Annotated in this window: 23 protein-coding genes and 1 tRNA gene; 13 read left to right on the top strand and 11 right to left on the bottom strand. The window is 66.6% G+C overall.

Annotation, left to right across the window (positions count from 1 at the left end):
- Positions 1-5 precede the first annotated feature (5 nt).
- From topA to ruvX, 6 genes are all read right to left on the bottom strand, one after another.
- The gene (gene topA / locus ACOZBP_RS02935; RefSeq protein ID WP_422674962.1) at positions 6-2,669 is read right to left on the bottom strand and encodes a type I DNA topoisomerase; all 2,664 of its coding nucleotides are present in this window, start codon (positions 2,667-2,669) and stop codon (positions 6-8) included.
- 367 nt (positions 2,670-3,036) lie between these two features.
- Positions 3,037-4,122, bottom strand: coding sequence for a DNA-processing protein DprA (dprA, locus tag ACOZBP_RS02930; protein ID WP_422674961.1), 1,086 nt, complete (start codon positions 4,120-4,122; stop codon positions 3,037-3,039).
- Entirely contained in the window at positions 4,119-4,754 is a 636-nt protein-coding gene (gene plsY, locus ACOZBP_RS02925) for a glycerol-3-phosphate 1-O-acyltransferase PlsY (RefSeq protein WP_422674960.1), read from the bottom strand. The genes dprA and plsY overlap by 4 nt, the downstream gene beginning before the upstream one ends.
- Before the next feature lie 15 nt (positions 4,755-4,769).
- Complete coding sequence (gene pyrC, locus ACOZBP_RS02920; protein WP_422674959.1) at positions 4,770-6,068, bottom strand: dihydroorotase; 1,299 nt, start codon at positions 6,066-6,068, stop codon at positions 4,770-4,772.
- Positions 6,065-7,048 carry an aspartate carbamoyltransferase catalytic subunit gene (locus ACOZBP_RS02915; protein ID WP_422674958.1) on the bottom strand — a complete coding sequence of 328 codons (984 nt, stop codon included), beginning with the start codon at positions 7,046-7,048 and terminating at the stop codon, positions 6,065-6,067. Before ACOZBP_RS02915 ends, pyrC begins: the two co-directional genes overlap by 4 nt.
- Before the next feature lie 65 nt (positions 7,049-7,113).
- Positions 7,114-7,578 (bottom strand): Holliday junction resolvase RuvX, encoded by a 465-nt coding sequence (ruvX, locus tag ACOZBP_RS02910; RefSeq protein ID WP_422674957.1) that lies wholly within the window; start codon positions 7,576-7,578, stop codon positions 7,114-7,116.
- A 119-nt stretch (positions 7,579-7,697) separates the two neighbouring features.
- Here ruvX and gatC point away from each other — a divergent pair, with 119 nt between their 5' ends.
- Genes gatC through gatB form a run of 3 tightly spaced genes read left to right on the top strand, consistent with a single transcriptional unit; the run spans position 7,698 to position 10,963 of the window.
- The gene (gene gatC, locus ACOZBP_RS02905) at positions 7,698-7,985 is read left to right on the top strand and encodes an Asp-tRNA(Asn)/Glu-tRNA(Gln) amidotransferase subunit GatC (protein WP_105563565.1); all 288 of its coding nucleotides are present in this window, start codon (positions 7,698-7,700) and stop codon (positions 7,983-7,985) included.
- 3 nt (positions 7,986-7,988) lie between these two features.
- Positions 7,989-9,467 carry an Asp-tRNA(Asn)/Glu-tRNA(Gln) amidotransferase subunit GatA gene (gene gatA, locus ACOZBP_RS02900; RefSeq protein ID WP_422674956.1) on the top strand — a complete coding sequence of 493 codons (1,479 nt, stop codon included), beginning with the start codon at positions 7,989-7,991 and terminating at the stop codon, positions 9,465-9,467.
- Between the two features lie 2 nt (positions 9,468-9,469).
- A complete protein-coding gene (gatB, locus tag ACOZBP_RS02895; protein WP_422674955.1) occupies positions 9,470-10,963 on the top strand; it encodes an Asp-tRNA(Asn)/Glu-tRNA(Gln) amidotransferase subunit GatB in 1,494 nt (497 codons plus the stop codon).
- Positions 10,964-11,123: 160 nt separating this feature from the next.
- Here the strand turns inward: gatB and ACOZBP_RS02890 are convergent, their stop codons facing one another.
- Positions 11,124-12,110, bottom strand: a complete 987-nt coding sequence (locus ACOZBP_RS02890; protein ID WP_422674954.1) for an RcnB family protein — start codon at positions 12,108-12,110, stop codon at positions 11,124-11,126.
- A gap of 162 nt (positions 12,111-12,272) precedes the next feature.
- Complete coding sequence (locus tag ACOZBP_RS02885) at positions 12,273-12,824, bottom strand: RcnB family protein (protein ID WP_422674953.1); 552 nt, start codon at positions 12,822-12,824, stop codon at positions 12,273-12,275.
- 177 nt (positions 12,825-13,001) lie between these two features.
- Here ACOZBP_RS02885 and ACOZBP_RS02880 point away from each other — a divergent pair, with 177 nt between their 5' ends.
- The 4 genes from ACOZBP_RS02880 (at position 13,002) to ACOZBP_RS02865 (ending at position 14,588) form a co-directional block, all read left to right on the top strand.
- Complete coding sequence (locus tag ACOZBP_RS02880) at positions 13,002-13,721, top strand: glutathione S-transferase N-terminal domain-containing protein (protein ID WP_422675479.1); 720 nt, start codon at positions 13,002-13,004, stop codon at positions 13,719-13,721.
- A gap of 77 nt (positions 13,722-13,798) precedes the next feature.
- Entirely contained in the window at positions 13,799-14,101 is a 303-nt protein-coding gene (locus tag ACOZBP_RS02875; protein WP_422674952.1) for a sel1 repeat family protein, read from the top strand.
- 77 nt (positions 14,102-14,178) lie between these two features.
- Complete coding sequence (locus tag ACOZBP_RS02870; RefSeq protein ID WP_422674951.1) at positions 14,179-14,484, top strand: ETC complex I subunit; 306 nt, start codon at positions 14,179-14,181, stop codon at positions 14,482-14,484.
- Between the two features lie 27 nt (positions 14,485-14,511).
- Positions 14,512-14,588: transfer RNA gene (locus ACOZBP_RS02865), tRNA-Arg, on the top strand.
- Here ACOZBP_RS02865 and metC read toward each other — a convergent pair.
- The gene (gene metC, locus ACOZBP_RS02860) at positions 14,547-15,740 is read right to left on the bottom strand and encodes a cystathionine beta-lyase (protein WP_422675478.1); all 1,194 of its coding nucleotides are present in this window, start codon (positions 15,738-15,740) and stop codon (positions 14,547-14,549) included. The genes ACOZBP_RS02865 and metC overlap by 42 nt on opposite strands.
- Before the next feature lie 204 nt (positions 15,741-15,944).
- Between metC and ACOZBP_RS02855 the strand changes: the two genes are divergently transcribed.
- The gene (locus ACOZBP_RS02855; RefSeq protein ID WP_422674950.1) at positions 15,945-16,922 is read left to right on the top strand and encodes an amino acid ABC transporter substrate-binding protein; all 978 of its coding nucleotides are present in this window, start codon (positions 15,945-15,947) and stop codon (positions 16,920-16,922) included.
- A 27-nt stretch (positions 16,923-16,949) separates the two neighbouring features.
- Complete coding sequence (locus tag ACOZBP_RS02850) at positions 16,950-18,254, top strand: dicarboxylate/amino acid:cation symporter (protein ID WP_422674949.1); 1,305 nt, start codon at positions 16,950-16,952, stop codon at positions 18,252-18,254.
- A 4-nt stretch (positions 18,255-18,258) separates the two neighbouring features.
- Here the strand turns inward: ACOZBP_RS02850 and sseA are convergent, their stop codons facing one another.
- On the bottom strand, positions 18,259-19,101 hold the full coding sequence (gene sseA / locus ACOZBP_RS02845) for a 3-mercaptopyruvate sulfurtransferase (protein WP_422674948.1): 843 nt from the start codon (positions 19,099-19,101) through the stop codon (positions 18,259-18,261).
- A 150-nt stretch (positions 19,102-19,251) separates the two neighbouring features.
- Here sseA and kdsA point away from each other — a divergent pair, with 150 nt between their 5' ends.
- Genes kdsA through ACOZBP_RS02825 form a run of 4 tightly spaced genes read left to right on the top strand, consistent with a single transcriptional unit; the run spans position 19,252 to position 23,716 of the window.
- Entirely contained in the window at positions 19,252-20,130 is an 879-nt protein-coding gene (gene kdsA / locus ACOZBP_RS02840) for a 3-deoxy-8-phosphooctulonate synthase (protein ID WP_422674947.1), read from the top strand.
- 18 nt (positions 20,131-20,148) lie between these two features.
- A complete protein-coding gene (gene rfaE2 / locus ACOZBP_RS02835) occupies positions 20,149-21,612 on the top strand; it encodes a D-glycero-beta-D-manno-heptose 1-phosphate adenylyltransferase (protein ID WP_422674946.1) in 1,464 nt (487 codons plus the stop codon).
- Positions 21,609-22,610 (top strand): ADP-glyceromanno-heptose 6-epimerase, encoded by a 1,002-nt coding sequence (rfaD, locus tag ACOZBP_RS02830; RefSeq protein WP_422674945.1) that lies wholly within the window; start codon positions 21,609-21,611, stop codon positions 22,608-22,610. Before rfaE2 ends, rfaD begins: the two co-directional genes overlap by 4 nt.
- The gene (locus ACOZBP_RS02825) at positions 22,607-23,716 is read left to right on the top strand and encodes a DUF3089 domain-containing protein (RefSeq protein ID WP_422674944.1); all 1,110 of its coding nucleotides are present in this window, start codon (positions 22,607-22,609) and stop codon (positions 23,714-23,716) included. The genes rfaD and ACOZBP_RS02825 overlap by 4 nt, the downstream gene beginning before the upstream one ends.
- On the opposite strand, the gene recG is transcribed toward ACOZBP_RS02825, so the two are convergent.
- Positions 23,713-25,803 carry an ATP-dependent DNA helicase RecG gene (recG, locus tag ACOZBP_RS02820; protein ID WP_422674942.1) on the bottom strand — a complete coding sequence of 697 codons (2,091 nt, stop codon included), beginning with the start codon at positions 25,801-25,803 and terminating at the stop codon, positions 23,713-23,715. The two genes, ACOZBP_RS02825 and recG, sit on opposite strands and share 4 nt — an antisense overlap.

Genomic DNA, 25,803 nt, shown 5'->3' with positions numbered 1-25,803 from the left:
GCGATCTACTCGACGTCGGCCGCCTTCTTGGGCGCGGCCTTCTTTGCCGCCGGCTTCTTGGCGGCGGGTTTCTTGGCCGCTGGCGGCTTCTTCTCAGCAGCAGTCTTGGCCGGAGCCTTCTTCGCCGCAGGCTTCTTGGCCGCAGCCGCCTTCTTCTTCGGCGCCGCGCCGGCCTTGGCGGCCAGCAGGGGCAGGGCGTCTTCCAGCGTCAGGTCTTCGGGCGCCATGCCCTTGGGCAGGGTGGCGTTGACCTTGCCCCATTTGACGTAGGGGCCGAAGCGCCCAGCCATGACCTGAACGGGGGCTTCGTCTTCAGGGTGGGCGCCCAGTTCCTTGAGCGGGGCCGTGGCCGAGCCGCGACCGGGACGACCGGCGCGCTTTTCAGCCAGCAGGGCGACGGCGCGGTTGATGCCGACCTCGAACACCTCGTCGATGTCCGAGACATTGGCGTAGGTGCCGGCGTGCAGGACGAACGGGCCGTAGCGGCCCAGACCTGCCGTGATCATCTTGCCGTCCTCGGGGTGAGGACCTACTTCGCGCGGCAGGGCCAGTAGGCGCAGGGCCTGCTCCAGCGTCAGGGACGCGGGGCTCCAGCCCTTGGGCAGGGACGAGCGCTTGGGCTTTTCCTCTCCGGGCGGCGTGGTTTCGACATAGGGACCAAAGCGGCCGATCTTGAGCTGCACCGGCTGACCGGTCGCCGGATCGACGCCCAGTTCGCGGTCGCCGCCGTCCGCGCCGCCTTCGGCTCCGTCAGGCGAGGCGACCGGGCGGGTGTATTTGCAGTCCGGATAGCGCGAGCAGCCGATGAAGGCGCCGAAGCGGCTGGTCTTCAAGCTGAGCTGGCCCTGATGGCAGAGCGGGCATTCGCGCGGGTCCGAACCATCGCCCTTGTCCGGGAAGATGTGGGCGCCCAGGGCGTCGTTCAGGTGATCCAGGATGGCCGTGGTGCGCAGCTCCCCGGCGGCTTGCGTCGCGGCGTGGAAGTCGGTCCAGAAGCTGCGCAGCAGCGCCTTCCAGTCCAGTTCGCCGGCGGAGACCTCGTCGAGCTGCGTCTCGAGCGCGGCGGTGAAGTCGTATTCGACCCAGCGGCTGAAGAACTGCTCCAGGAAGGCCGTGACCAGCCGTCCCTTGTCCTCGGGATAGAAGCGGTTCTTGTCCATGCGGACGTATTCGCGGTCGCGCAGGGTCGTCAGGATCGAGGCGTAGGTCGAGGGACGGCCGATGCCCAGCTCTTCCAGCTTCTTGACCAGGGTGGCTTCCGAAAAGCGCGGCGGCGGCTCGGTGAAGTGCTGGTCGGTGCGGATGGCCTCGACCTTGGCCCTGGCGCCTTCCTTCAGTGCAGGCAGGCGGCCGCCGTCGTCGTCGTCTTCGTTTTCGGAACCCTTCTGCTTTTCGTCGCGGCCTTCTTCATAGGCGGCGATGAAGCCGTCGAAGGCGACGACCTGTCCCGTGGCGCGCAGGCCGGTCTGGCCGTCCGGCGTCTCGATCTCGACCGTGGTGCGGTCCAGACGGGCGCTCTCCATCTGCGAGGCGATCATCCGCTTCCAGATCAGCTCGTAGAGGCGTTGCAGGTCGGAATCGATGCGTAGGCTGTCAGGATGGCGCGTCAGATTGGTCGGGCGGATGGCTTCGTGCGCTTCCTGGGCGTTCTTGGCCTTGGTTTTGTAGTAGCGCGGCTCGGCCGGGACATAGGCGGGGCCGAAGCGGTCGGCGATGACCTCGCGCGCCTGGGCGATGCCTTCGGGGCTGACGAACAGGCCGTCGGTACGCATGTAGGTGATCAGGCCGCCGGTGTCGTCGACGCCCTCATACAGCTTCTGCGCCGCCTGCATGGTGCGCTGGGCGGTGAAGCCCAGCTTGCGCGAGGCTTCCTGTTGCAGGGTCGAGGTGGTGAAGGGCGGGGCGGGCGAACGCTTGGCGGGCTTCTTCTCGACCGACTTGATGGTGAAGTCGCCGGCCTTGATGGCGTCGCGAGCGGCGAAGGCCATTTCCTCGGTCGGGATGTCCAGACGCTGGATGCGCTTGCCGGCGTGCTTGACCAGGCGGGTGGTGAAGGGCGGGCTGTCGGCCACCAGATCGGCCTCGACCGACCAGTATTCTTGGGCCTTGAACTTCTCGATCTCCATCTCGCGATCGACGACGATGCGCAGGGCGACCGATTGCACCCGGCCCGCCGAACGGGCGCCGGGCAGCTTGCGCCACAGGACGGGCGACAGGTTGAAGCCCACCAGATAGTCCAGCGCGCGGCGGGCCAGATAGGCCTCGACCAGCTCCATATCCAGCTGACGCGGATTGGCCATGGCCTCGAGCACGGCGGCCTTGGTGATGGCGTTGAAGGTGACGCGCTGGACCTCGGTGTCCTTCAGCGCCTTCTTCTTGTTCAGGACTTCCAGCACGTGCCAGCTGATCGCCTCTCCCTCGCGGTCCGGGTCGGTCGCGAGGATGACGCGGTCGGCGCGCTTGGCCGCCTCCGCGATCTCGGACAAGCGCTTGGACGCCTTGACGTCGACCTCCCAGACCATGGCGAAATCATCGTCGGGAAGGACGGAACCGTCCTTGGACGGCAGGTCGCGGATATGGCCGTAGGAGGCCAGAACCTCATAGTCCGAACCCAGGTATTTATTGATGGTCTTGGCCTTGGCGGGGCTCTCGACGATGACGAGATTCATGGCGCTCTTATTCGGGAAATCGGGGCGCGAACGTGGTTGCCGCGGACGGGGAAGTCAATCGGGTCGTTGAGTGACGCACGCTTTCCGCGTTTCTATTCTTGCGATCCAACTAAAAGTTGTGTCTTACTTGTTGGCGCGATGAGGAGGGTTGAGCGTGGCGGAACCAGCTAGGAGACACGAACTTCGGTCTGGAAGGCAGGAGCTCCGGCCGCCTCCACCAGATCTGGCCGATTATCCCGTGCGGGAATACGTCGCGGCCATGGCCGTGGAATTGGCCCGGATGGCGCGCTGGGACGGTGATGAAAAACTGGCGTCGGCTCTTGAATCGGCTGCAGAACAGGCGCGCCGGGAGGCTCCAACGGCCCGCTCAGATGGAGGCCAGGCCGCCGGGCAGTAGGCTCGCTCGGCCCACAAGGCTAAGTTCCAGCAGGGCGGAAGCGACCACGCCTATTGGCAAGCTGAGCGCCCGCGCCAGTTCATCTCGTGGCGTGGGCGTCGGCGAGAGCAGGGCCGCCACCCGTTCAATCACCGCCTGGTCGATCTCACCGGGTGCGTCGGAGAAGGGAGAGGGCGTTGATGGTTCGCGCAGGGTTCGAAGGGCGTTGAAGGCGCGCTCGACGTCTTCAACCCCTTCGCACAGGATCGCCCCCTGACGCAGCAGTTCATTGGGGCCTTTAGAGCGGGGGTCCAGGGGCGAGCCGGGGACGGCGAAGACGTCGCGGCCCTGTTCATTGGCAAGGCGGGCAGTGATCAGGGATCCTGACCGGATTTCCGCCTCGACCACGATCACCCCGCGCGACAGGCCCGAGATGATGCGGTTGCGGCGGGGGAAGTCGCGGGCCTGGGCGCGGGCGCCGACGGGGCTTTCGGAGACGATGCAGCCCTGCTCGACGATCTGGCGATAGAGGTCAGCGTTCTCCGACGGATAGATGTCGTCCACGCCGCCGCCGAGCACCGCCGCTGTGCCTGTTGGAAGCGCGCCCAGATGGGCCGCTGCGTCGATGCCGCGCGCTAGACCGGAGACCACGACATGGCCGGCCTCACCCAGTTGTTGCGACAGGCCGCGCGCGATGCGCTGGCCGCCCGCCGAGGCGATGCGGGCGCCGACCACGCCGATGCAGGGACGGGACAGAAGGGCGATGTCGCCGCGCGCCCACAGCAGGGGCGGAGGCGGGTCGACCGCCGCCAGCAGGTCGGGATAGTCGCAGTCGCCCAACAGGATCAGACGCGCGCCTCTACGCTCGCCCGCCGCCAGTTCGGCCTCGACGCGCTCGACGGGGGGCAGGGCGTAGCCGTCGCGGCCGCTGCGTCGCGCCAGATCAGGCAGGGCCTCGACCGCACGGACGGCCGAGCCGAACCTTTGCAGCAGTTGAGAAAACGCCACGGGACCGACGCGGTCGGTGCGGGCCAGCCGAAGCCGGGCGAAGCGCTCGGCGTCGGACAGCGGGGTCAAGCCTTCTTGGCCCCGATCTTGGGCTCGGCGCCCTTCAGCAGCCGGGCGATGTTCTCATGGTGACGAATATAGATCAGGACGGCGGTGAAGACGGCCAGGATCAGGATGGGCGCAGGGGCGGGCAGGCCCAGCATGGCCAGGGGCAGAAGCGCATAGAAGGGCGTCGCCGCGGCCGCGACCAGCGCCGCCAGCGAGGAGTAGCGCAGAGCGAAGGCTGTGATCAGCCAGGTCGCCGCCGCCATCAGGCCCAGAGGCCAGCAGGCGGCCAGGATCAAGCCGAAGAAGGTCGCGACCCCCTTGCCGCCCTTGAAGCCCAGCCAGACGGGGAAGAGGTGACCCATGAAGGCCGCCCCGCCGGCGATGGCGCCCGCAGCTTCGCCGAACAAATGCCGCGCGATCAGCAGGGCGACCGCGCCCTTGCCCGCGTCGAGGATCAGGGTGGCGATAGCCAGGTCCTTGCGTCCGGTGCGCAGCACATTGGTCGCGCCGATATTGCCGGAGCCGATATTGCGCACGTCCCCTGCGCCCGCAGCGCGGGTCAGGATGACCCCGAACGGGATTGAACCGAGCAGGTATCCGCCAATCGCGACAAGCCCGAGCGTGAGAAGCGCCGGTGCGGCTAGATCCTGCAAGTGATTCGCTCCCGTTTAGCGTGCGTCGTGGACGATGCGTCCACCAACGACCGTGAGCAAGACCTTCCCTTGCAGGCGGCGGCCATCGAAGGGAGAATTCTTCGATTTGGAACGCAGTGTGGCCGCATCGACCACAACCGGAGCGCCCGCGTCGAACAGGACCAGGTCCGCCGGCGCGCCAGCCGCGAGAACGCCGGCGTCCAGACCCAGCAGACCGGCGGGGCCCTGGGTCAGCGGGCGCAGCACGTCCAGCAGGTCCAGCCCGTGTTCGTGATGCAGCATCAGGGCGGCGGGCAGCAGGGTTTCCAGACCCACGGCGCCGGGCGCGGCCTCGGCGAAGGGGCGGCGCTTGTTCTCGGCGGGTTCGGGCGCATGGGCCGAGGTGATGGCGTCGATCAGACCGTCGCGTACGGCCTCGACCAGGGCCTGCCGGTCGCTCTCGGGGCGCAGCGGCGGGTCCAGCCGGTAGAAGGTTCGGTAGTCGCCGATGTCGATCTCATTGAAGCAGAGGTGGTTGATCGACACCGAGGCCGAAACCTCAAGGCCCCTAGCGCGAGCGCGGGCTAGGGTCTCCAGCGCGCCTTCGGTCGAGATCTGATCGACCAGGAAGCGTGCGCCGGTCTGTTCGACCAGGGCCAGGTCGCGCTCCAGCTGAATGCGCTCGGCGATGGCGGGGGCGCCGGACAGACCCAGGCGGGTGGCCAGTTCGCCCGAGGTCGCCACCGCACCCTCCGACAGCCAGGGCTCGGCGGGACGGCAGGCGATCAGGGCGTTGAAGGCGGCGGCGTAGCTCATCACCCTTTGCAGGGTGCGGGTGTTGACGATGACCCGGTCGCCGTCGGTGAAATAGAGGGCGCCGGCTTCGTGCATCAGGCCGATTTCGGCCATGCGCTGGCCGTCGCGGCCTTGCGTCGCGGCGCCCGCCGCGCGGACGTTGACCAGATCGAGGGCCGCGCCGCGTCGCTGGATGTGGTCGATCAGCGCGGGATCGTCGATGGCCGGGTCGGTGTCGGGCTGGACCACGATGGTGGTGACGCCGCCCGCCGCCGCCGACAGGCTGGCCGATTTCAGGGTTTCCTTGGGCTCGTTGCCCGGTTCGCCGGTCTTGACCCGGATGTCGATCAGGCCGGGGGCCAGGCAGCGGCCCTGGGCGTCGATGACGGTGACCCCGTCGGGACGCTGGATGGCCTGGCCGTGGACGACCTCGACGATGCGGCCGTTCTGGATCAGGACCGCCCCGGGGCCGTCATAGTCGCTGGCGGGATCGAGGAGGCGGGCGTTGATGATGGCCAGCGTGTTCGGAGCGGCGGTCATGCGGTGGCTCCCGCGCGGCGGTGGGCGAGGGCGGCCAGGACGGCCATGCGGGCGGCGACGCCCATCTCGACCTGATCCTGGATCAGGGAGACGGTCAGGTCGTCGGCCACGTCGGAATCGATCTCGACCCCCCGGTTCATCGGACCTGGGTGCATGACCCTGGCGCCCGGCGCGGCCCAAGCCAGTTTCTCGCGGTCCAGACCCCAGAAGCGGAAATACTCGCGCGTCGAAGGGATCAGGGCCCCGGTCATGCGTTCCAGTTGAAGGCGCAGCATCATGACCACGTCGCAGCCGGCCAGACCTTCCTTCATGTCGTGGAAGACCTCGCAGCCCCAGCGGTCGGCGTCGCCGGGGACAAGCGTGGGCGGGCCGATCAGGCGGACCCGCGCCCCCATCATCGACAGCAGGGCGACGTTGGAGCGGGCCACGCGGCTGTGGGCGATGTCGCCGCAGATGGCCACCGTCAGGCCGCCGACGTCACCGAATGCGCGCCGCAATGACAACAGGTCCAGCAGGGCTTGCGTCGGGTGTTCATGGCGACCGTCGCCGGCGTTGACGACCGCGCAGCCGACCTTTTGCGACAGCAGGTCCACGGCGCCCGACGACGAATGGCGAACCACCAGAATTTCCGGCTTCATGGCGTTCAGCGTCACCGCCGTGTCGATCAGGGTCTCGCCCTTGGCGACCGAGGAGGCCGAGACCGGCATGGTCACCACGTCGGCGCCCAGACGCTTGGCGGCGATCTCGAACGAGGAGCTGGTGCGGGTCGAGTTCTCGAAGAAGAGGTTCACGACCGTCTGGCCGCGCATCAGGTCGATGCCCTTGGCCGACTGTCGGTTGAAGTCGACGAAGGCGTCGGCGAGATCCAGCAGCGCCAGGGCGGCGGGCGGGTTCAGATCGCCGGCGGCGAGGAAGTGATCGCGGGGGAACGGCGTCAGTCGCTCCTCGATGGTTTCGGTGACGGAAGCGGCATGGGTCATCGAGACGCCGCTATAGAGCCGACTCTGCCTCAGGGGAAGATGAGGCAGGGAAGATCAGGCGGGGATCAGAGGCGCAGACGGTCCAGCGCGCCCTGCAAAATCCAGGCGGCGGCGGTGCGATCCACCACGTCAGCGCGGCGTTTGCGGCTCAGGTCCAGCTCGTCGATCAGGAAGCGCTCGACCGCCGTCGTGGACAGGCGCTCGTCCTGGAAGGCCACGTTGACGGGACGCAGGCGTTCCAGATTACGGGCGAAGGCGCGGCAGGACTGGGCGCGCGGGCCTTCGGAGCCGTCCATGTTCAGCGGCAGGCCGATGACCAGGGCGGAGACGTTGCGGCCGTTCATCAGCTTGACCAAATGCTCGGCGTCCTGGCTGAATTTCACCTTGCGGATCAGCTGCAGCGGGCTGGCGATCATGCGGCTGGTGTCAGACACGGCCACGCCAATGGTGTTCTCGCCCAGATCGAGCCCCATCCAGGGCGTGTCGGGCGGGCAGGCGGCGGGCAGGTCTGTCAGGTCGAATACGGGCACGGCCTCCCCATATTGCAATGCGGAACGCTTGTCGAAGCCGCATCGGGCGGTTAACCCACGACAGGAGTCAGTCGGGGCGACTCCCGCGCGCCCCGGCTGGATGAATTTCGGAGATTTCCATGGCTATCGACGCCGCGACGGTGCGCAAGGTCGCCCACCTCGCCCGCATCAAGACCCCCGAGGACCGCTTGGAGCCGCTGGCCCAGGAGCTGAACGGCATCCTGAACTGGATCGAGCAGCTGAACGAGGTCGACGTGCAGGGTGTCGAGCCGATGACCTCCAACGTCGCCCAGCCCCTGCGTCTGCGCGAAGACGTCGTCACTGACGGCGCCAAGGTGGATGCGGTCCTGTCGAACGCCCCGAAGTCGGCCGACGGCTTCTTCGTCGTGCCCAAGGTCGTGGATTAAGTCATGAGCGATCTGACCAAGCTTACCCTCAAAGACGCCGTTGACGGTCTGAAGGCCAAGACCTTCTCATCGGAAGAGCTGACCCGCGCCTTCCTGACTAATATCGAAGCCTCGAACCCGACGCTGAACGCCTATGTCGAAGTGACGGCGGACAAGGCGCTGGAACAGGCGCGCGGCTCCGACGCCAAACTGGCCAAGGGCGAGGGTGGCGACCTGGAAGGCGCTCCGCTGGGCATCAAGGACCTGTTCTGCACCGAGGGCGTGCAGACGACCGCCGGCTCGAACATGCTGCGCGGCTTCGTGCCGCCCTATGAATCCACCGTCACCGCCAATCTGTGGCGCGAAGGCGCGGTCATGCTGGGCAAGCTCAACATGGACGAGTTCGCCATGGGCTCGGCCAACGAGACCTCGGCCTTTGGTCCGGTGAAGAACCCCTGGAAGGCCAAGGGTTCGGACGCTGAACTGACGCCGGGCGGCTCGTCGGGCGGTTCGGCCTCGGCGGTGGCCTCTGATCTGTGCCTGGCCGCGACGGCCTCGGACACCGGCGGCTCGATCCGTCAGCCCGCCGCCTTCACCGGCACGGTCGGCATCAAGCCCACCTACGGCCGCGCCAGCCGTTTCGGCATGGTGGCCTTCGCCTCGTCGCTGGATCAGGCCGGCCCGATCACCAAGACGGTGACCGACGCCGCCATCCTGCTGAAGTCCATGTGCTCGTTCGACGCCAAGGATTCGACCAGCCTCGACATCCCGACCCCTGACTGGACCCAGTCGGTCGGCCAGTCGGTCAAGGGCCTGCGCATCGGCGTTCCGGCGGAATACCTGATCGACGGCATGTCCGAAGAGATCAAGGCGCTGTGGCAGCAGGGCGTGGCCTGGCTGAAGGCCGCAGGCTGCGAGATCGTCGAGATCAGCCTGCCGCACACCAAGTACGCCCTGCCGGCCTACTACATCGTGGCCCCGGCCGAGGCCTCGTCGAACCTGGCCCGCTATGACGGCATGCGTTTCGGCCACCGCGCCGAGGACTTCTCGTCGCTGGACGACCTCTACGCCGCCTCGCGCGCCGAGGGCTTCGGCAAGGAGGTTCAGCGCCGCCTGACCATCGGCACCTATGTCCTGTCGGCGGGCTTCTATGACGCCTACTATGTCAAGGCGCTGAAGGTGCGTCGCCGCATCGCCGAGGACTTCGACAATGTCTGGGGCAAGGTGGACGCCATCCTGACCCCGTCGACCCCAACGGCGGCGTTCAAGCTGGGCGACAAGCAGATCGACCCGCTGACCATGTACCTGAACGACGTCTTCACGGTGACGACCAATCTGGCCGGTCTGCCGGGCATCTCGGTGCCCGCTGGCTTGAGCAGCGATGGTCTGCCGCTGGGTCTTCAGGTTATCGGCAAGGCCCTTGATGAGGCGACCGTCTTCCAGGTCGCGGCCGCACTGGAAGACTCCGCCGGTTTCGTCGCCAAACCGGCCAAGTGGTGGTGAGCATGTCTGACAACAAAACACTGATCAAAGGTCGCACCGGCGACTGGGAAATCGTCATGGGGCTGGAAATCCACGCCCAGGTGGCGTCGAAGGCCAAGCTGTTCTCGGGCGCCGCTGTCGGTTTCGGCGCCGGGCCGAACGAGCAGGTGTCGCTGGTCGACGCCGGCTTCCCCGGCATGCTGCCGACCCTGAACAAGCACTGCGTCGAGCAGGCGGTGAAGTCGGGTCTGGGTCTGAAGGCGCAGATCAATCGGAAGAGCCAGTTCGACCGCAAGAACTACTTCTATCCCGACCTGCCGACCGGCTATCAGATCAGCCAGTTGTATCACCCCATCGTGGGCGAAGGCGTGGTCGAGGTGGAGGCCGAGGACGGCAGCTTCTTCAACGTCGGCATCGAGCGCCTGCACCTGGAGCAGGACGCGGGCAAGCTGATCCACGACCTGTCGCCGACGGAATCCTACGTCGATCTGAACCGGGCGGGCACGGCGCTGATGGAGATTGTCTCGCGCCCCGACATCCGCACGCCGGAAGAGGCGGTCGCCTATGTCAAGAAGATCCGCACCATCCTGATCTATCTCGGCACCTGCGACGGCGACATGGAGAAGGGCAACCTGCGCGCCGACGTCAACGTCTCGGTCTGCCGCGTGGGCAACTACGCCAAGTTCAAGGAAACCGGCGACTTCGGCTTCCTGGGCACGCGCTGCGAGATCAAGAACGTCAACAGCTTCCGCTTCATTTCTCAGGCGATCAATTACGAGGCGCGCCGCCAGGTCGAGATCCTCGAAGATGGCGGTTCGATCATTCAGGAAACCCGTCTGTACGATCCGACGGCGGGCGAAACGCGCTCAATGCGCTCCAAGGAAGAGGCGATGGACTATCGCTACTTCCCCGACCCCGACCTGCTGCCGCTGGAGCTGGACCAAGCCTGGATCGACGAGATCAAGGCCAACCTGCCCGAACTGCCGGACGAAAAGCGTCGTCGCCTGATGGCCGACTATGGCCTGTCGCAATACGACGCCGTGGTGCTGATCTCGGAGCAAGCCAAGGCCGACTACTTCGAGGCGGCGGCCAACGGGCGTGACGCCAAGCTGGTGTCCAACTGGGTGACGAACGAGGTCTCGGCGCGTCTGGCCGCCGACGGCAAGGACTTCAGCGAAAACCCGTTGCCGGCCGCGCACGTCGCCCAACTGGTCGAACTGATCGAGACCAACGTCATCTCGTCCAAGATCGCCAAGGAAGTGTTCGACTACGTCTGGAACGGCGAAGGCTCGCCCGCCGAAGTGGTCGAGAAGCACGGCCTGAAGCAGGTGACCGACACCGGCGCCATCGAGAAGGCCGTGGACGACATCATCGCCGCCAACCCGGACAAGGCGGCTGCGGTGGCGGAGAAGCCTCAGGCTCTCGGCTGGTTCGTCGGCCAGGTGATGAAGGCGACGGGCGGCAAGGCCAACCCGGCCGCCGTCAATGATATCCTTAAATCAAAGCTTGGGCTTTGATTTATGAGTCTCCCTGGGGGCTTTGGCCCCCAGACCCCCGGTTGTCGCTAACGCTCGCGACGCGGTCGCTCGATGCTTGAGCGACAGGATGTGCATGCATCGCAGCCCACTAAAAAGGCCCCGGGGATTGCTCCTCGGGGACCTTCTGCTTTTGTGACGCCTACCAGTTCCAGGCGTCGCGGACGACTTCGACGATGTAGCCGTCGCGGTCGTCGATCAGATAGATGGTGTTGTCGACATAGACCCAGCGGGTTCCCGGAGGCGGGTAGCCCAGGCCATAGGTCCGCCAGTCGTTGACCTGATAGCGCCAGAAGATCTCGGGCAGATACTGGCCGATCTGGTACTGTCGGTTCCAATAGGTCCGCGGCACGCTGTAGTAGCCGTAGCCGGGCGCGAAATAGAAGCCGAGCCGCACGCCGTTCCAACCCCGGAAGCGGCTGTCGTTGCGCCACCAGTCGCTGCGGTGGCGACGATCCCAGTCACGCCGCCACTGGTCGCGGTTCCAGCGATTGTGGAAGTCGCGATAGTCGCGGTCTTGGTTCCAGTTCGGCCGGTCGGGCCGATCCGGGCGGTTGGGTCGATCAGGTTGATCAGGACGGTTCGGGCGATCCGGTCTGTTCCAATCCGGGCGGTCGGGCCTGCCCGGACGGTTGGGCTGCTGGTTCCCGGGACGGTCGGGTCGATTCCAGTCAGGCCTTTCTGGCCGGTTCGGTTGATCCGGGCGATTGGGCCGAGCTGGTCGGTCGCTCTCAGGTCGGGCCGGCCGACCGGGCTGCTGGGCCCCGGGACGCTCCGGTCGCGTATCGGGGCGATCCGGCCGGTCAGGTCGGTCCGGGCGACCTGCCTGGTCCGGACGAGGCGTCTGCGGTCGCCCCTGATCTGTGGGTCGCGTCGGCCGGCCGGGACGCTCCCCGTCCGGGCGGCTGGGGCGCGACGGACGCGGCGCATCGGGGCGCTCGGCGCGAGGACTGTCGCGCCTCTGTTGAGGCGAGGCGAATTGCTCGCTGCGTTCTGCACGATGTTGAGGGCGCTGGCGCGGTCCGTCTTCGGACTGTGCCTGTTGCGGCTGCGCCAGGGCCGCCACTGGCGCGAGGGCCGGAAGGGCGAAGCTGGCGATGGCCGTGAACACCATCAGGGAACGTTTCATGGTCTTCTTCCTCGCACGCCGAGAGGGGCGGCTTGAGATTTAATCTGGCGCCGACGCCATGAACCACGGCTGAACGCTGATCGACAGGAACCTACAGAAAAAAGAACGAAAAGCCCCGCAAAGCTGAGCTTTGCGGGGCTGATCCTAGGTCCTGCGTCAGGTCTAGTAGACGTCGTGCAACACGCTGGCGATCAGACCGGTGGCGACCGCGATCAGGAGGATGTCGTTATTGGCGTGGACATAGCGATAACCGCGGGGCGCCGGACGCAGGTTGTAATAATAGGGGTCGCTGACGTAGTAACCGCGATAGGCAGAGGGCAGATAGGCGCCCTGACGCCAGCGGTAGCTCTGATAGCGCGGATCGACGCGGTAGTAGCCTCGGCCTGGCGCATACCAATAGCCGTTGCGGGCGCCGCGATAGTCGCGGAACTCGGGACGGCCACGCCACCAGTCGCGGTTGTTGCGGTCCCATCGGTCGGCGCGTTGGTCCTGACGCCAGTCGCGGCGGTCATCCCGGCGATCCTGACGCCACTCCCGGCGATCGTTGCGTTGATCCTGTCGCCATTCGCGACGATCGTTGCGGTCGTCCCTGCGATCATCGCGGCGATCCTGACGATATTCGCGATGATCGCGGTTCTGGGCCTGGGCCGCCAACGGCGCGGCCGTCGTGGTCAGCGCCAGGGCGACGATGGCGGCCTTGGTGAGGCGGTTCATCTGTACGTCTCCGTGGTCTGGGCGCCGAAGAAAAGCTGCGGACGCGCCGTTGAACAGGAGGGCAGGATCGATCGCAGCGCATGAACTCGTCCTGAACATTGGTGTCAGGTTTGCGCCTTGTCTGTTCATCTTGCGCGGGCCATGTCTGGCCTCTCACGCGAGCAGAAAGCGACAATGATGAACGCGCCCATCGAGCTCTGGTACTGGCCCACGCCGAACGGCTGGAAGATTTCCATTGCCCTAGAGGAAATGGGCTTGCCCTATGTGGTCAAGCCGGTGAACATCGGCGCTGGCGAACAGTTCGCGCCGGCGTTTCAGGCCCTCAGCCCCAATGGCCGGATGCCCGCCATCGTCGATCCCGAAGGCCCAGACGGGCAGCCGCTTTCGATCTTCGAGTCCGGCGCCATCCTGCAATATCTGGGCGTGAAGTCGGGACAGTTCTATCCGACCGATGCGCGCGCCCGGGTCGATGTCGATCAGTGGTTGTTCTGGCAGGTCGGAGGCCTGGGACCGATGGCCGGTCAGACGCATCATTTCCGTCAGTACGCCCCGGCTATGATCAAGGATCAGCGGCAGATCGCCTACGGTGTCCAGCGCTACACCAACGAGACGCACCGGCTCTACGGCGTGCTGGACCGGCGGCTGGCGGATCGGGACTATGTCGCGGGCGACTACTCTATCGCCGATATGGCGATCTGGCCGTGGATATTGCCGGCGCATCAAGGACAGGATCTGGCGGAGTTCCCGCATCTGGCGGCCTGGATGGATCGCGTGGGCGCGCGACCGGCGGTCAAGGCGGGCAGGGCGGTGGGCGAGGAATGGCGCGCCAACCTGGCCGCTTCCGGCAAGGCGGCCGAGGATGCGCGAAAGCTTCTGTTCGGCCAGCGGGCGCGTTAACTTTAACTTCAAACCGCTGGTATTTGAATGGCGTTCGAAAGGCAGGGTCAGAATGACCAACGCCCGGAGGACTGGCTATGATCGCGCATCACACCGCGCCTGAGGCTCTTGAGACTGCGGCCTTGCCGCTGCCCACCATTGATATGGACGGCGACGCCCTGTTCCGACTGGGACTGGCCTATTCCGCCGGTCTGGACGGATGCCCCATCGATCGGGTCTCGGCCCATATGATCTTCAACCTGGCGGCCATGAAGGGCTCGGTCGAGGCCCGCATCTATCGTCGTGAGATGAGCGAGGAGATGGAGCACGACGAGATCGCCGAGGCCCAGCGCGCAGCACGGCGCTGGATTGACGCAGGTTCGACTACGCTCGCCGCCTGAAGTCGTTGCGGACGGCTGGACCGGGCGACCACGTCGGGTTATGCACCCGGCAAGACAAGTCGCCGAAGGATTCCGCCATGCTCGCTCGCATCTATCGCCCGGCCAAGACCGCGATGCAGTCGGGCAAGGCCAAGACCAACGACTGGCGTCTGGAGTTCGAACCGGCGTCGGCGCGGACGCAGGACCCGCTGACGGGCTGGACCAGCACCACAGACATGAATGGTCAGGTGCGTCTGACGTTCGAGACCAAGGAAGAGGCGATTGAATACGCCGAACGCCACGGCATCGCCTTCCGCCTGCACGAACCGCAGGATGCCCCGCTGATCCTCAAGGCATACGCCGATAATTTCGCCGCCAACCGCAAGCAGTCCTGGACCCACTAGGTCCGATTGCGGCGGTCGCGGCCGAAGGCGCCCATAGCTCAACCGGATAGAGCACCCGCCTTCTAAGCGGGATGTTGCAGGTTCGAGTCCTGCTGGGCGCGCCATGCCTCAAGACCTTTTTCCAGATCCGCGATCAGGTCGGTGGGATCTTCCAGCCCCACGTGGAGCCGCAGCAACTGACCCGGCAGGGCGGTTTCATGCTGGCGATAGGCCAACTGCGGAGTCTCGTGGGTGATCAGGCTTTCGAAGCCGCCCCATGAATAGCCCATGCCAAACAGGCTGAGCGCGCTCATCAGAGCGTGGGCCCACGCCTTGTCGCCGCCCTTCATGACGACGCCCATCAGGGCCGCCCCGCCGGAATAGTCGCGTCGCCACAGGTCGTGGCCGACCGAGCCGGGCAGGGGCGGGAAAAGAACGCGCTCGACCTCTGGCCGGGTTTGCAGCCATTCGGCGACCTGCAGCGCGGACTTGAGCGCCTCATTGTAGCGCAGCGGCAGGGTGCGCAGGCCCCGCAGCGCCAGCCAGGCGTCGTCGGGCGAAACGTGCCAGCCCATGTCCTCGATGGTATGTAAAATGGCGCGGGCGACCTGGTCGTCCTCAACCGCAATAGCGCCCATCAGCAGGTCGGAATGGCCGGCCGCGTATTTGGTGACGGCCTGGACGCTGACGTCCACTCCATGCGCCAGCGGCTGGAAAGCCAGACCCGCCGCCCAGGTATTGTCCATCACCGTCAGTACGCCGCGGGCCTTGCAGGCCTGGGCAAGGGCGGGGACGTCGACGATCTCGAAGGTCAGGGACGAAGGGGATTCGATCAGCAACAGGCGGGTTTGTTCGCCACACAGCGACAGGATGTGCGAGGTGGAGGCGCCCGCAGGATGGAAATGGGTGGTGATCCCTCGCGCAGCCAGGTGACGGGTCAGGAAGCGGCGGGTGGGGCCATAGACGGCGTCGCTGGTCACCACCTCGTCGCCGGGGCGCAGCAGGGCCAGCAGGGGGACGGTCACGGCGGCGAGACCTGAGGGGACGAGGAAGACCTGGTTGGCCTCCTCCAGGTCGGCAAGCGCCGCTCGCAGTTCGCGGGCGGCGCTGGTCCCGTCCAGGCCGTAGATGGGCCCCGGCGTCGAATCCTGCATCGATGCCGGATCATCGCTGAGCATGGTGGAGGCGCGCTCGACCGGCGGATTGACGGGCCGACGCCCCTGACCGCGTCGCGTTGCGGAGGCGATCAGGCGGGTACGGTCGGAAAGGCGAGGCATAAGGGCTCCAGCGGGTTGCGGTTCTGGGCCCAGAGGGCTCTAAAGTAAGCGGGGGCGCAAGCGGACGAGGGCAACGGAATGCGGGCGGCGAGGATCGTGACGGGAATATCGCTGGCGCTATTGCTGGCGACAGCGGGCTGCGAGCGTCCAGCCGAAACCGATCAAGCCCCAACGACGCCTACCTCTCGGCCAACCACGACTGTCATGCCGGCCGACGTCGCCAGTCCGACCCTGGCCGCGATCAAGCAGCGCGGGCGTCTGAATTGCGGGGTGAATCAGGGGCTGGTGGGGTTCGCCTTCACGGATAATCGCGGCGCCTGGCGGGGCTTCGACGTCGACTTCTGTCGCGCAACGGCGGCGGCGATATTCGGCGATCCGAACGCGGTCAGATTTGTGCCCCTGACCGCCGAGCAGCGGTTCGAGGCCCTGCGCGACGGGCGCGTTGATGTCCTGTGGCGCAATACATCCTGGACCATGAGCCGCGACGCTGGCGGCGAACTGAGCTTCGCGGGCATCAACTACTATGACGGACAGGGCTTTCTGGTTCGCCGCGCGCTGAACCTCAACAGCGCCTCCGAGCTCAACGGCGCGAGGATATGCGTCCAGTCGGGGTCGACCACCGAACTGAACGTCGAGGACTATTTCCGCACACGCGGGATCGAGTTCCGTCCGGTTGTCGTCAAGACCGAGGAAGAGGCCCGGCAGGCCTATGCCCGTGAGGAATGCGACGCCTTTACCGCCGACATATCGGCCCTGGCGGCGGCGCGGACGACGCTTGCTAATCCGCAACAGCACGCCGTCCTGCCCGACGTCATTTCCAAGGAGCCGCTAGGCCCGGTCGTGCGGCGTGGCGATGACCAGTGGACGGCAGTGATCCGCTGGACCTTAAACGCGCTGATCCTTGGCGAGGAACTAGGCGTGACCAAGAGCAATGTGGCGGGGTTGCAGCGTGACAGTCAGGATGCACGCATCCGGCGGCTGTTGGGGGAAGAAGGCGAATTCGGTCCTTCGCTGGGCCTGCCTCGCAGTTGGGCGCGGGATGCTATCGCGGCCGGCGGCAACTATGGCGAGATTTTTGAGCGGAACCTTGGCCAGCAATCAGCGCTGAATCTGGCCCGGGGACTGAACGCCCAGTGGAGCGCAAGGCCGAGCGGGCTGATCTACGGCCTGCCCATTCGGTAGAGGCCTGTTGGGGAAAATGGGGGACGCATGACCACGACGACCAAGAAGAATCTGCCGCTTCACGTGCTGATGCTCATCGGCTTCGTCCTTGGATTGTTCGGCGGCCTGATGGTCAACCTGACCGTCGGCGGCGACGCACCCTGGGTTCTGTGGTTGACGTCCAACATCACCGGACCCGCGGGGCAGATTTTTCTTCGTCTGCTGTTCATGCTGGTTCTGCCCCTGCTGTTCTCGGCGCTGGTGGTCGGCGTGGCCGAGATGGGAGACCTGAAGACCCTGGGGCGGGCTGGGACCAAGAGCCTGCTGTTCACAGTCTTCATCTCCGCCATTGCGGTGCTGATCGGCATGGTGATGGTCAATGTCTTCCGCCCTGGCGACGGCGTGGACCCGGCTCTGGCTCAGCAATTGCTGGAGCAGGGCCGCAGCGGCGCGGCCTCGATCGTCGGCAGCGCCCCTGACGCCGTGCGGGCCGGCGACTTTTTTCTTGACCTAGTCCCGGCCAATGTCTTCACGGCGGCGGCGCAGAACGAGATTCTGCCGGTCATGGTCTTTGCCCTGCTGTTTGGCATCGGGCTGGTGTTGGCCAAGAGTCCGGCGACCGATCGACTGCAGCAGACGATCGAAGGCCTGTTCGAGGTCATGATGACGCTGATCAACCTGGTCATCAGACTGGCGCCAATCGCCATCGCCTGCCTGATGTTCAATCTGGCGGCGCTGTTCGGCTGGGAATTGCTGGTGCGGCTTGCCGCCTTTGTCGGCGTAGCGGTCGGGGCCATGGCGATTCACATGTTCGTCGTCTATCCGATCTGCATCGCGACTCTTGGCGGGATGTCTCCGCTGAAGTTCTTCCGGAACATCCGGGAGGCCATGGTGGTGTCCTTCTCTACCGCTTCATCCAACGCCAGCCTGCCGATATCCTTGCGTGTGGCGGAGCAGAACCTGGGCCTGCCCCGCAAGATCGCCCGTTTCGTCCTGACGGTGGGGGCTACCGCCAACCAGAACGGCACCGCCCTGTTTGAAGGCGTTACCGTGCTGTTCCTGGCGCAGTTCTTCGGAGTGGACCTGAGCCTCGGCCAGCAGTTCATCGTCATGCTGGTCTGTATCCTGGGCGGGGTTGGCACGGCGGGCGTGCCGGCGGGGAGCCTGCCGGTCATCGCCATGATCCTGGCCATGGTGGGCGTGCCGCCGGAAGGGATCGGTCTTATCCTGGGCGTGGATCGCTTCCTCGATATGTGCCGAACCTCGCTGAATGTGACCGGCGATCTGGTCGTGGCGACAGTGGTGTCGCGCGGCGAAAAGGATGAGGGAGCCGTCCAGCCGACGCCTGCGTGACGGGTCAGCCGACCTCGACAGCGACGTCTTCGCGTGAGCCCCATTCGGCCCATGAACCGTCATAGAGTCGTGACCGCAAGCCCAGCTCTTCCAAGGCCAGACTGAGGATGGCGGCGGTGACGCCCGATCCGCAGGTGGTGATGACCGGCGGGCCCAGATCAACGCCGGCGTCTCGGAATGCGGCTTCGAGGGGCGCACCACGCTTCATCGTTCCATCCGCGTTCAAGAGTTGTCCGAAGGGCAGGTTGAGCGCGCCGGGCATATGTCCAGATCGCACGCCGGCACGCGGTTCGGGCGCTTCGCCGCGAAAACGCGGCGCGCCGCGCGCGTCCACCACCTGAATGCGGCCGCCTAAAGCCTGCCTGACCTGTTCGAGATTGACGACAGCGTTCGCCTCGAAAACGGCGTGGAAGTTTGAGCTTTTTCCGGAAGCGATAGCGCCGCGTTCCAGAGGCCGCCCCTCGGCGCGCCATTTCGGCAAGCCGCCATCCAGCACCCGCACGCAGCCGGCGCCCATGATACGCAGCATCCACCAGACCCGCGCCGCCGAGAACAGGCCTTGGGCGTCATAGACAACGATGTGGTCGCTCTCGCCGATCCCCATCTCGCCCATGGTCTCGGCGAACGCCTGGGGGGTTGGCAGCATATGAGGGTAGGGGCTGGCAGGGTCTGAAACGGCCTCCAGATCGAGAAAGGCCGCGCCTGGCAACCGCTCCGCCTGGAAGTCTGCGTGGGCATTCCGGCCATCCAGCCACCAGCTGGCGTCGATGATCCGCAAGTCTGGCGCGCCGAGGCGATCCGCAAGGTCCTGGGTCGAGATGAGAGGGCTGGGTGAGGGTGTGCGCATGGGACCAAGATAACACAGGCTACGCAGCCGTGTGGTCAGGCGCTGAGTCGCCCTGTAGGTTGCGTAGCTGAGGGTTCGACGCCACCTGTCGGACGCAAAGTTGCGCCACAAACCGCGACTTTATCGATTCAAACAGCCGAAAGCGCCGCCGTGAACCATCCCAACGCCGTCATCGAACTGTCCGCTGGTCTGAAGAAGCCCGTCGTGATCGGCGGCGGCGGCCGCATCGTCTTTATCGCCGGCCCCTGCCAGATGGAAAGTCGTCAGCACGCGCTTGAGACGGCGCATCGGTTGAAGGAGATCGGCGAGCGGCTGAACGTCGGCATCATCTACAAGACCAGCTTCGACAAGGCGAACCGCACCAGCGCCACGGCCGCACGCGGCATCGGCCTGAAGGACGCCCTGCCGATCTTTGCTGAAATCCGCGAAGCCACCGGCCTGCCGACCCTGACCGACGTCCACTCCGAGGCCCAGTGCGAAGGCGTGGCCCAGGCCGTGGACGTGCTGCAGATCCCGGCCTTCCTGTCGCGTCAGACCGACCTGCTGCTGGCCGCCGCCGCCACCGGCAAGGCGATCAACATCAAGAAGGGGCAGTTCCTGGCCCCCTGGGACATGAAGAACGTCATCGCCAAGGTGGTCGGCGCGGGCAACCCCAACGTCATGGCCTGCGAGCGCGGCGCCAGCTTCGGCTACAACACCCTGGTCAGCGATATGCGGTCGCTGCCGATCATGCGCGAGATCGGCTGCCCCGTCGTCTTCGACGCGACCCACAGCGTGCAGCAGCCGGGCGGGCAGGGCACGTCCTCGGGCGGTCAACGCGAGTTCGTGCCGGTTCTGGCGCGCGCCGCCGTGGCCGTGGGCGTGGACGCCGTCTTCCTGGAAACGCACGAAGACCCCGACAACGCTCCGTCGGACGGCCCCAACATGGTGCCGCTGGACCAGTTCGAGGCCCTGGCCGCCGAACTGATCGCCTTCGATGACCTGGCTATCAAGGTCGGCGCCAAGGCGCCGATGGCGAACCTGGCCTGAATCCGGTAGTTCGGCGTCATGGCTGAACGATCACTGGATTTGGGCGCGCTGCAGGGTCTGCTGGCGCAGGTGCATGAGTTGAAGGTCGCCTGCGTGGGCGACCTGATGCTGGACCGCTATGTCTATGGCGAGGTCAGCCGCATCTCGCCCGAGGCGCCCATCCCTGTCCTGCGCGCGCGCCGCACCGTGGCCATGCCCGGCGGCGTGGGCAATGTGGCCCGTAACGTCGCCGCTCTGGGCGGGCAGGCCCGACTGGGCGCGGTCGTCGGTCAGGATGCGGCGGGCGCCGAGCTGTCCGATCTCATCGCCGCCGAGGACCGGGTCGAGGACGCCTTGGCCCGTCCCGAGGGCGCGGCCACCATCGTCAAGACGCGCTTTGTCGCCGCCGGTCAGCAACTGCTGCGGCTGGACGACGAGCCGCCCGCAGCCGGCGGCTATGGCGAGAAGGCGGTGTTCAAGGACGCCAAGGCCATCCTGCTGTCCGACTACGCCAAGGGCGTGGTGGACGACGCCCTGATCGCGGCGGCGCTGTGGGCCGGTCGGGAATACGGCGCGCCGGTCATCGTGGACCCCAAGGGGCGCGACTTCGCCCGTTATGGCGCGGTCGATCTGATCAAGCCCAACGCCAGCGAGCTGGCTGGGGCCACCGGCCTGCCGGTTGAGACGGACGCAGAGGTCGAGGCGGCGCTGGCGGCCCTGCTGGCGGCCACCACGGCCAAGGCGGTCGTCGTCACGCGGGCGGGCAAGGGCATGACCCTGGCCCGTCGCGGCGGGACTGTGGTGCATTTCCCTGGTCGGGCGCGCGAGGTCTATGACGTCTCCGGCGCCGGCGACACCTCGCTGGCGGCCCTGGGTCTGGCGCTGGGCGCGGGCGGGTCGCTGGAGACGGCGGTGCAGTTCGCCATCCTGGCCTCGGGAGTGGTGGTCGGCAAGAGCGGTACGGCGGTCGTCACGCCCGCCGAACTGATCGAGGCCGAGATGAGCCAGCACGCGGCCCTGGCCCAGGCCAAGGTCACGCCGCTGGACGAGCTGTCGGATCAGGTCGAGGCGTGGAAGCGTCAAGGACTGACGGTCGGCTTCACCAACGGCTGTTTCGACATCCTGCATCGCGGTCACGTGGCCTATCTGGCCCAGGCGCGCGGCTGGTGCGACCGGCTGGTGGTGGCGCTGAACACCGACGCCTCGGTGCGCCGCCTGAAGGGGGAGGGGCGGCCGGTCAATGATCTGGACAGCCGCGCCGCCGTGATCGGCGGTCTGGCCAGCGTGGATCGGGTGACGGCCTTTGACGATCCAACGCCCATGGCCCTGATCGAGCGGCTGCGGCCCGATGTCCTGATCAAGGGCGCGGACTACACCAAGGACAAGGTGGTCGGCGCGACCGAGGTCGAGAGCTGGGGCGGCGTCGTCCGTCTGGCCGATTTCGCCGACGGCTATTCCACCACGAAGACCATTGAAAAGATGACGACTGGAGCCGCCGAATGACCCCGCGTATGATCGTTGTGACTGGAGGCGCGGGCTTCATCGGTTCCAACATCGTGGCGCGCCTGTGCGAGAGCGACGCCTGGGACGTGGTGGTTTGCGACCGGCTGGAGACGGCCGATCTCGCCAAGTGGAAGAACATCGCCAAGCACCCGATCGCGGACCTCTGGGCGCCCGAGGAACTGTTCGAGCAACTGGAGCGTCACGCCGAGCGGATCGAGGCCGTGGTGCACATGGGCGCCATCTCCTCGACGACCGAGCCGGACGCAGACCTGATCCTGCGCACCAACTTCAGCCTGTCGCGCGAGATCTGGGACTGGTGTGCGCTTCGCGACGTGCGGATGATCTACGCCTCGTCGGCGGCCACCTATGGCGACGGTGAGACGGGCTTCGAGGACCGCGACGATCCTGAGAGCCTGAATGCGCTTCGTCCGCTAAACGCCTATGGTTATTCGAAATACCTGTTCGATCAGTACGCCGTGCGGCAGGCGGATCGTGGTCAGGCGCCGCGTCAGTGGGCGGGGCTGAAATTCTTCAACGTCTATGGTCCGAACGAGGGCCACAAGGGCGGGATGAAGTCGGTCGTGGCCCAGATCTGGCCCAAGGTGCAGGCAGGCGAGACGGTCAGCCTGTTCCGCTCGCACAACCCCAACTATCCCGACGGCGGCCAACTGCGCGACTTCGTCTATGTCGACGACGTGGTGAACATCATCGATTGGCTGCTACAGACGCCGGACGTGTCGGGCGTGTTCAACGCCGGCTCGGGTCAGGCGCGGTCCTTCGCCGAACTGGCGCGCGCCACCTTCGCGGCGGCGGGCAAGGAGGCGTCCATCGCCTATGTGGATATGCCCGAGGCGATCCGCGATCGGTATCAGTACTTTACCGAGGCCAGCATGGACCGCATCCGGGCGGTCGGATTCAACGGCCAGTCGACGCCTCTGGAAGAAGGCGTGCGTCGCTATGTTCAGGACTTCCTGTCGCAGTCGGATCCCTATCGATGAAGAGGCCTAGCCTGACCTTGCGCCAATGGGTCGGCTACACGGGCTTTGCGCTGGTCGTCATTCTGGTGGCCGCCGTAGCCGTCTGGCGCGGCGACATCCTCAAGGCCGGGCTGGACCCACAGGTTCCGTTCCAGACCTATGAACCGCCAGCCGCGCCGGACTACCGGCAAGCCGCTGCTTGGGCCCTGCGCGACGCACGGGCGCCTGGCGCCGGCGACGCCGCCATCTTCTTCCTCCAGTCGACCACCTATGACGGCGGGTCTGGCTGGAACGGTCCGATCGGGGACCGCAAGGCGGACGCCTATCTGAAACGGGTGGTGATCCCCAACTACGCCGGACCGTTCGCGCGCGCCGGCGCCATCAGCGCACCGCGCTATCGCCAGGCTAGCCTCTATACCCGCCTGACCCTGCGCGAGGACGCGCGCGAAGCCCGCGCCTTCGCCTACGGCGACGTGGAAAAGGCGTTGGATCAATGGCTGGCCGTCCACCCTCGCGAGCCGATCATTCTGGCGGGCGTGGAGCAGGGGGCGGATCTGATCGCCCGTCTGGTGCATGAGCGCGTGGCCAAGGATGCAGCGCTGCGCCAGCGTCTGGTCGCGGTCTATCTGATGGACGCCATCGTTGATTTGAAACAAACGGCGCCGATCGCAGCCTGCCATGTACGAGATCAAACGGGCTGCGTCGTCGGCTGGTCCCAGGTGGGCGAGGGCGATGAGGGCGCCGCACGTCGTCGGTTGCGTCGCGCCTTGGTCTGGAATGATCGCGGACAACTGGTCGAACTAGGCGACCGTCCGTCGCTTTGCGTGAACCCGGTGTCGGGCAGCGACGACGGCATGGTGGTTCCAGCGCGACGGCATCTGGGCGCCGCCAACGCCACGGGCCTTGAATGGGGCGTGCGACCGGCCTTTATCGACCGGCAGATCGCGACGCAGTGTCGGGACGGCCTGTTGCGCCATACCGTGTTGAAGTCGGAATCCTTCCGGGAGTTCAGCGGCTGGGCCGACCGTCGCAAGGCGCGCCCCTACAACCTGTTCTATGCTGACATCGAGGCCGATGCGGTGGCGCGGCTGGCGGCTTGGAAGGCGAAACAGACGCCCGCCGCCTAGTCGACGCCAAGTCTGTCGTTGCGCCAATCGAACAGAGCCTCCAGCACCCGCACGGCCTCGCCGCGCGGACTGGTCAGGTCGGGGTCGCGGGCCAGCATAAGGCGGGCGTCGTCGGACGCGGCCAGCATCAGCGAGCGATGCTTGATCGGATCAGCAAAGCGGTAGGCGGGGAAGCCGCTTTGTTTCAGCCCCAGAGGGTCGCCGCCGCCGCGCAGGCGGAAGTCCTCCTCGGCGATTTCAAAGCCGTCTTCGGTACGACGCAGGGTCTCCAGCCGCTCGCGTGCGGTTTCCCCAAGAGCGCCGTCCTGACCGCCATACAGCAGGATGCAGGAACTGGACTTGGCGCCGCGCCCGACGCGGCCCCGCAGTTGGTGCAACTGGGCCAGGCCGAAACGGTCGGCGTGTTCGATGACCATGATTGAGGCGTTGGGCACGTCCACGCCGACCTCGACGACCGTTGTGGCGACCAGCAGCGGGATGCGGCCCTCGGCAAACTCGGCCATCACCGCCTCGCGTTCGGCGCCGGGCATCTGGCCGTGAGCCAAGCCGACCTCGACCTGAAGGATGCGGCGCAGGTCGGCGGCGCGTTCCTCGGCGGCGGCCAGATCGATGGCTTCGGACTCGGCCACCAGAGGGCAGATCCAGTAGGCTTGCGCGCCGCTGTCGATGGCCGCCTTCAGCCGTTTGGCGACTTCACCGATGCGGACCAGAGGCACGACGGCGGTGGCGACGGGCGTGCGGCCCGGCGGTTTTTCCATCAGGCGGCTGACTTCCAGTTCGCCGTACTGGGTCAGCTCCAGCGTGCGCGGGATGGGGGTGGCCGACATGGTCAACAGGTGGACGCCGCCAAGGCTCGGGTCGCCCTTGGCCTGAAGTCGCTGGCGCTCGTTGACGCCGAAGCGGTGCTGTTCGTCGATGACGGCCAGGGCCAGGCGTTTGAACTGCACCGCGTCCTGGAACAGGGCGTGGGTGCCGATGGCGACCTGGGCCTCGCCCGAGGCCAAGGCGGCCAGGCGCTTGCGTCGCTCGGCTTGCGTGTCGCGGCCGGTCAGCAGAATGGTCGTGATCCCGGCGTCTGCCAGCATGGGCGCGAGCCGCTGATAGTGCTGACGCGCCAGGATTTCAGTCGGGGCCATCAGGGCGGACTGGAAGCCGCTGGAGGCCGCGTCGGCCAAGGCCAGGGCCGCGACGGCGGTCTTGCCCGAACCCACGTCGCCTTGCAGCAGCCGGCCCATCTGCTCGCCGGAGGCCAGGTCGGCGCGGATTTCCTCGATGGCGCGGGCCTGGGCGCCGGTCAGGGTGAAGGGCAGGGCGGCCAGCATCCGCTGCGAGGCCTCGCCTGCCGTGATCCGTGCGGCAGGTGTGACCTGACGCGCGCGGCGACGGCGCGCCAGGGCCAGTTGGTGGGCGAACAACTCGTCATAGGCCAGACGCTGACGCGCGGGGGCCTCGGGCGTCAGGTCCATTTCGGACGTGGGTGCGTGCAGGCTCTCCAGCGCCGCGCGCCAGCCCGGCCAGCGCCGCGCCGACAGCCAGGCGGCGTCTTGCCACTCGGCCAGCTCTGGAGCAGCGGCCAGCGCGCCCTGCGCCAGCTTCCTCACCACGCGCGAGGTCAGGCCCTGCGTCGCCGGATAGACAGGCTCGGACAGAGGTATTTCGTCCGCCTTGTCCAGCGGCAGGATGTAGTCGGGGTGCGCGATCTGCACCTCGTTGTTGAAGCGCTCGACCTTGCCCGTCACCAGCCGCCGCTCGCCGCGCGGCGCCAGGCTCTCGATATGGCGGGGCGAACCCGCAAACCAGATCAGATGGACGAAGCCGGTGTCGTCGGACGCCCGCATCTTCAGCGGGCCGCCAATCTTGTGCGGCGGGATCAGGCGGTCGATCAGAACGTCGAAGATGCCGATCTCGCCCTCGACGGCGGCGGCGGCGGTCGTGCGGCGGCGCTGTATGATCCCCGACGGCGGCAGGAACAGCACATCGCGCACCAACTGACCCGCCAGCTTGTGCACCAGAGGCGCGCTTCGAGGCCCCACGCCCTTGAGGGTGGAGACGTCCGCAAACAGGGGAAAGAGAATCTCGGGCCGCAT

Source organism: Brevundimonas sp. NPDC058933, from assembly GCF_049315965.1.
Lineage (GTDB): Bacteria > Pseudomonadota > Alphaproteobacteria > Caulobacterales > Caulobacteraceae > Brevundimonas.
This window is presented reverse-complemented; position numbering and strand designations above follow the sequence as displayed.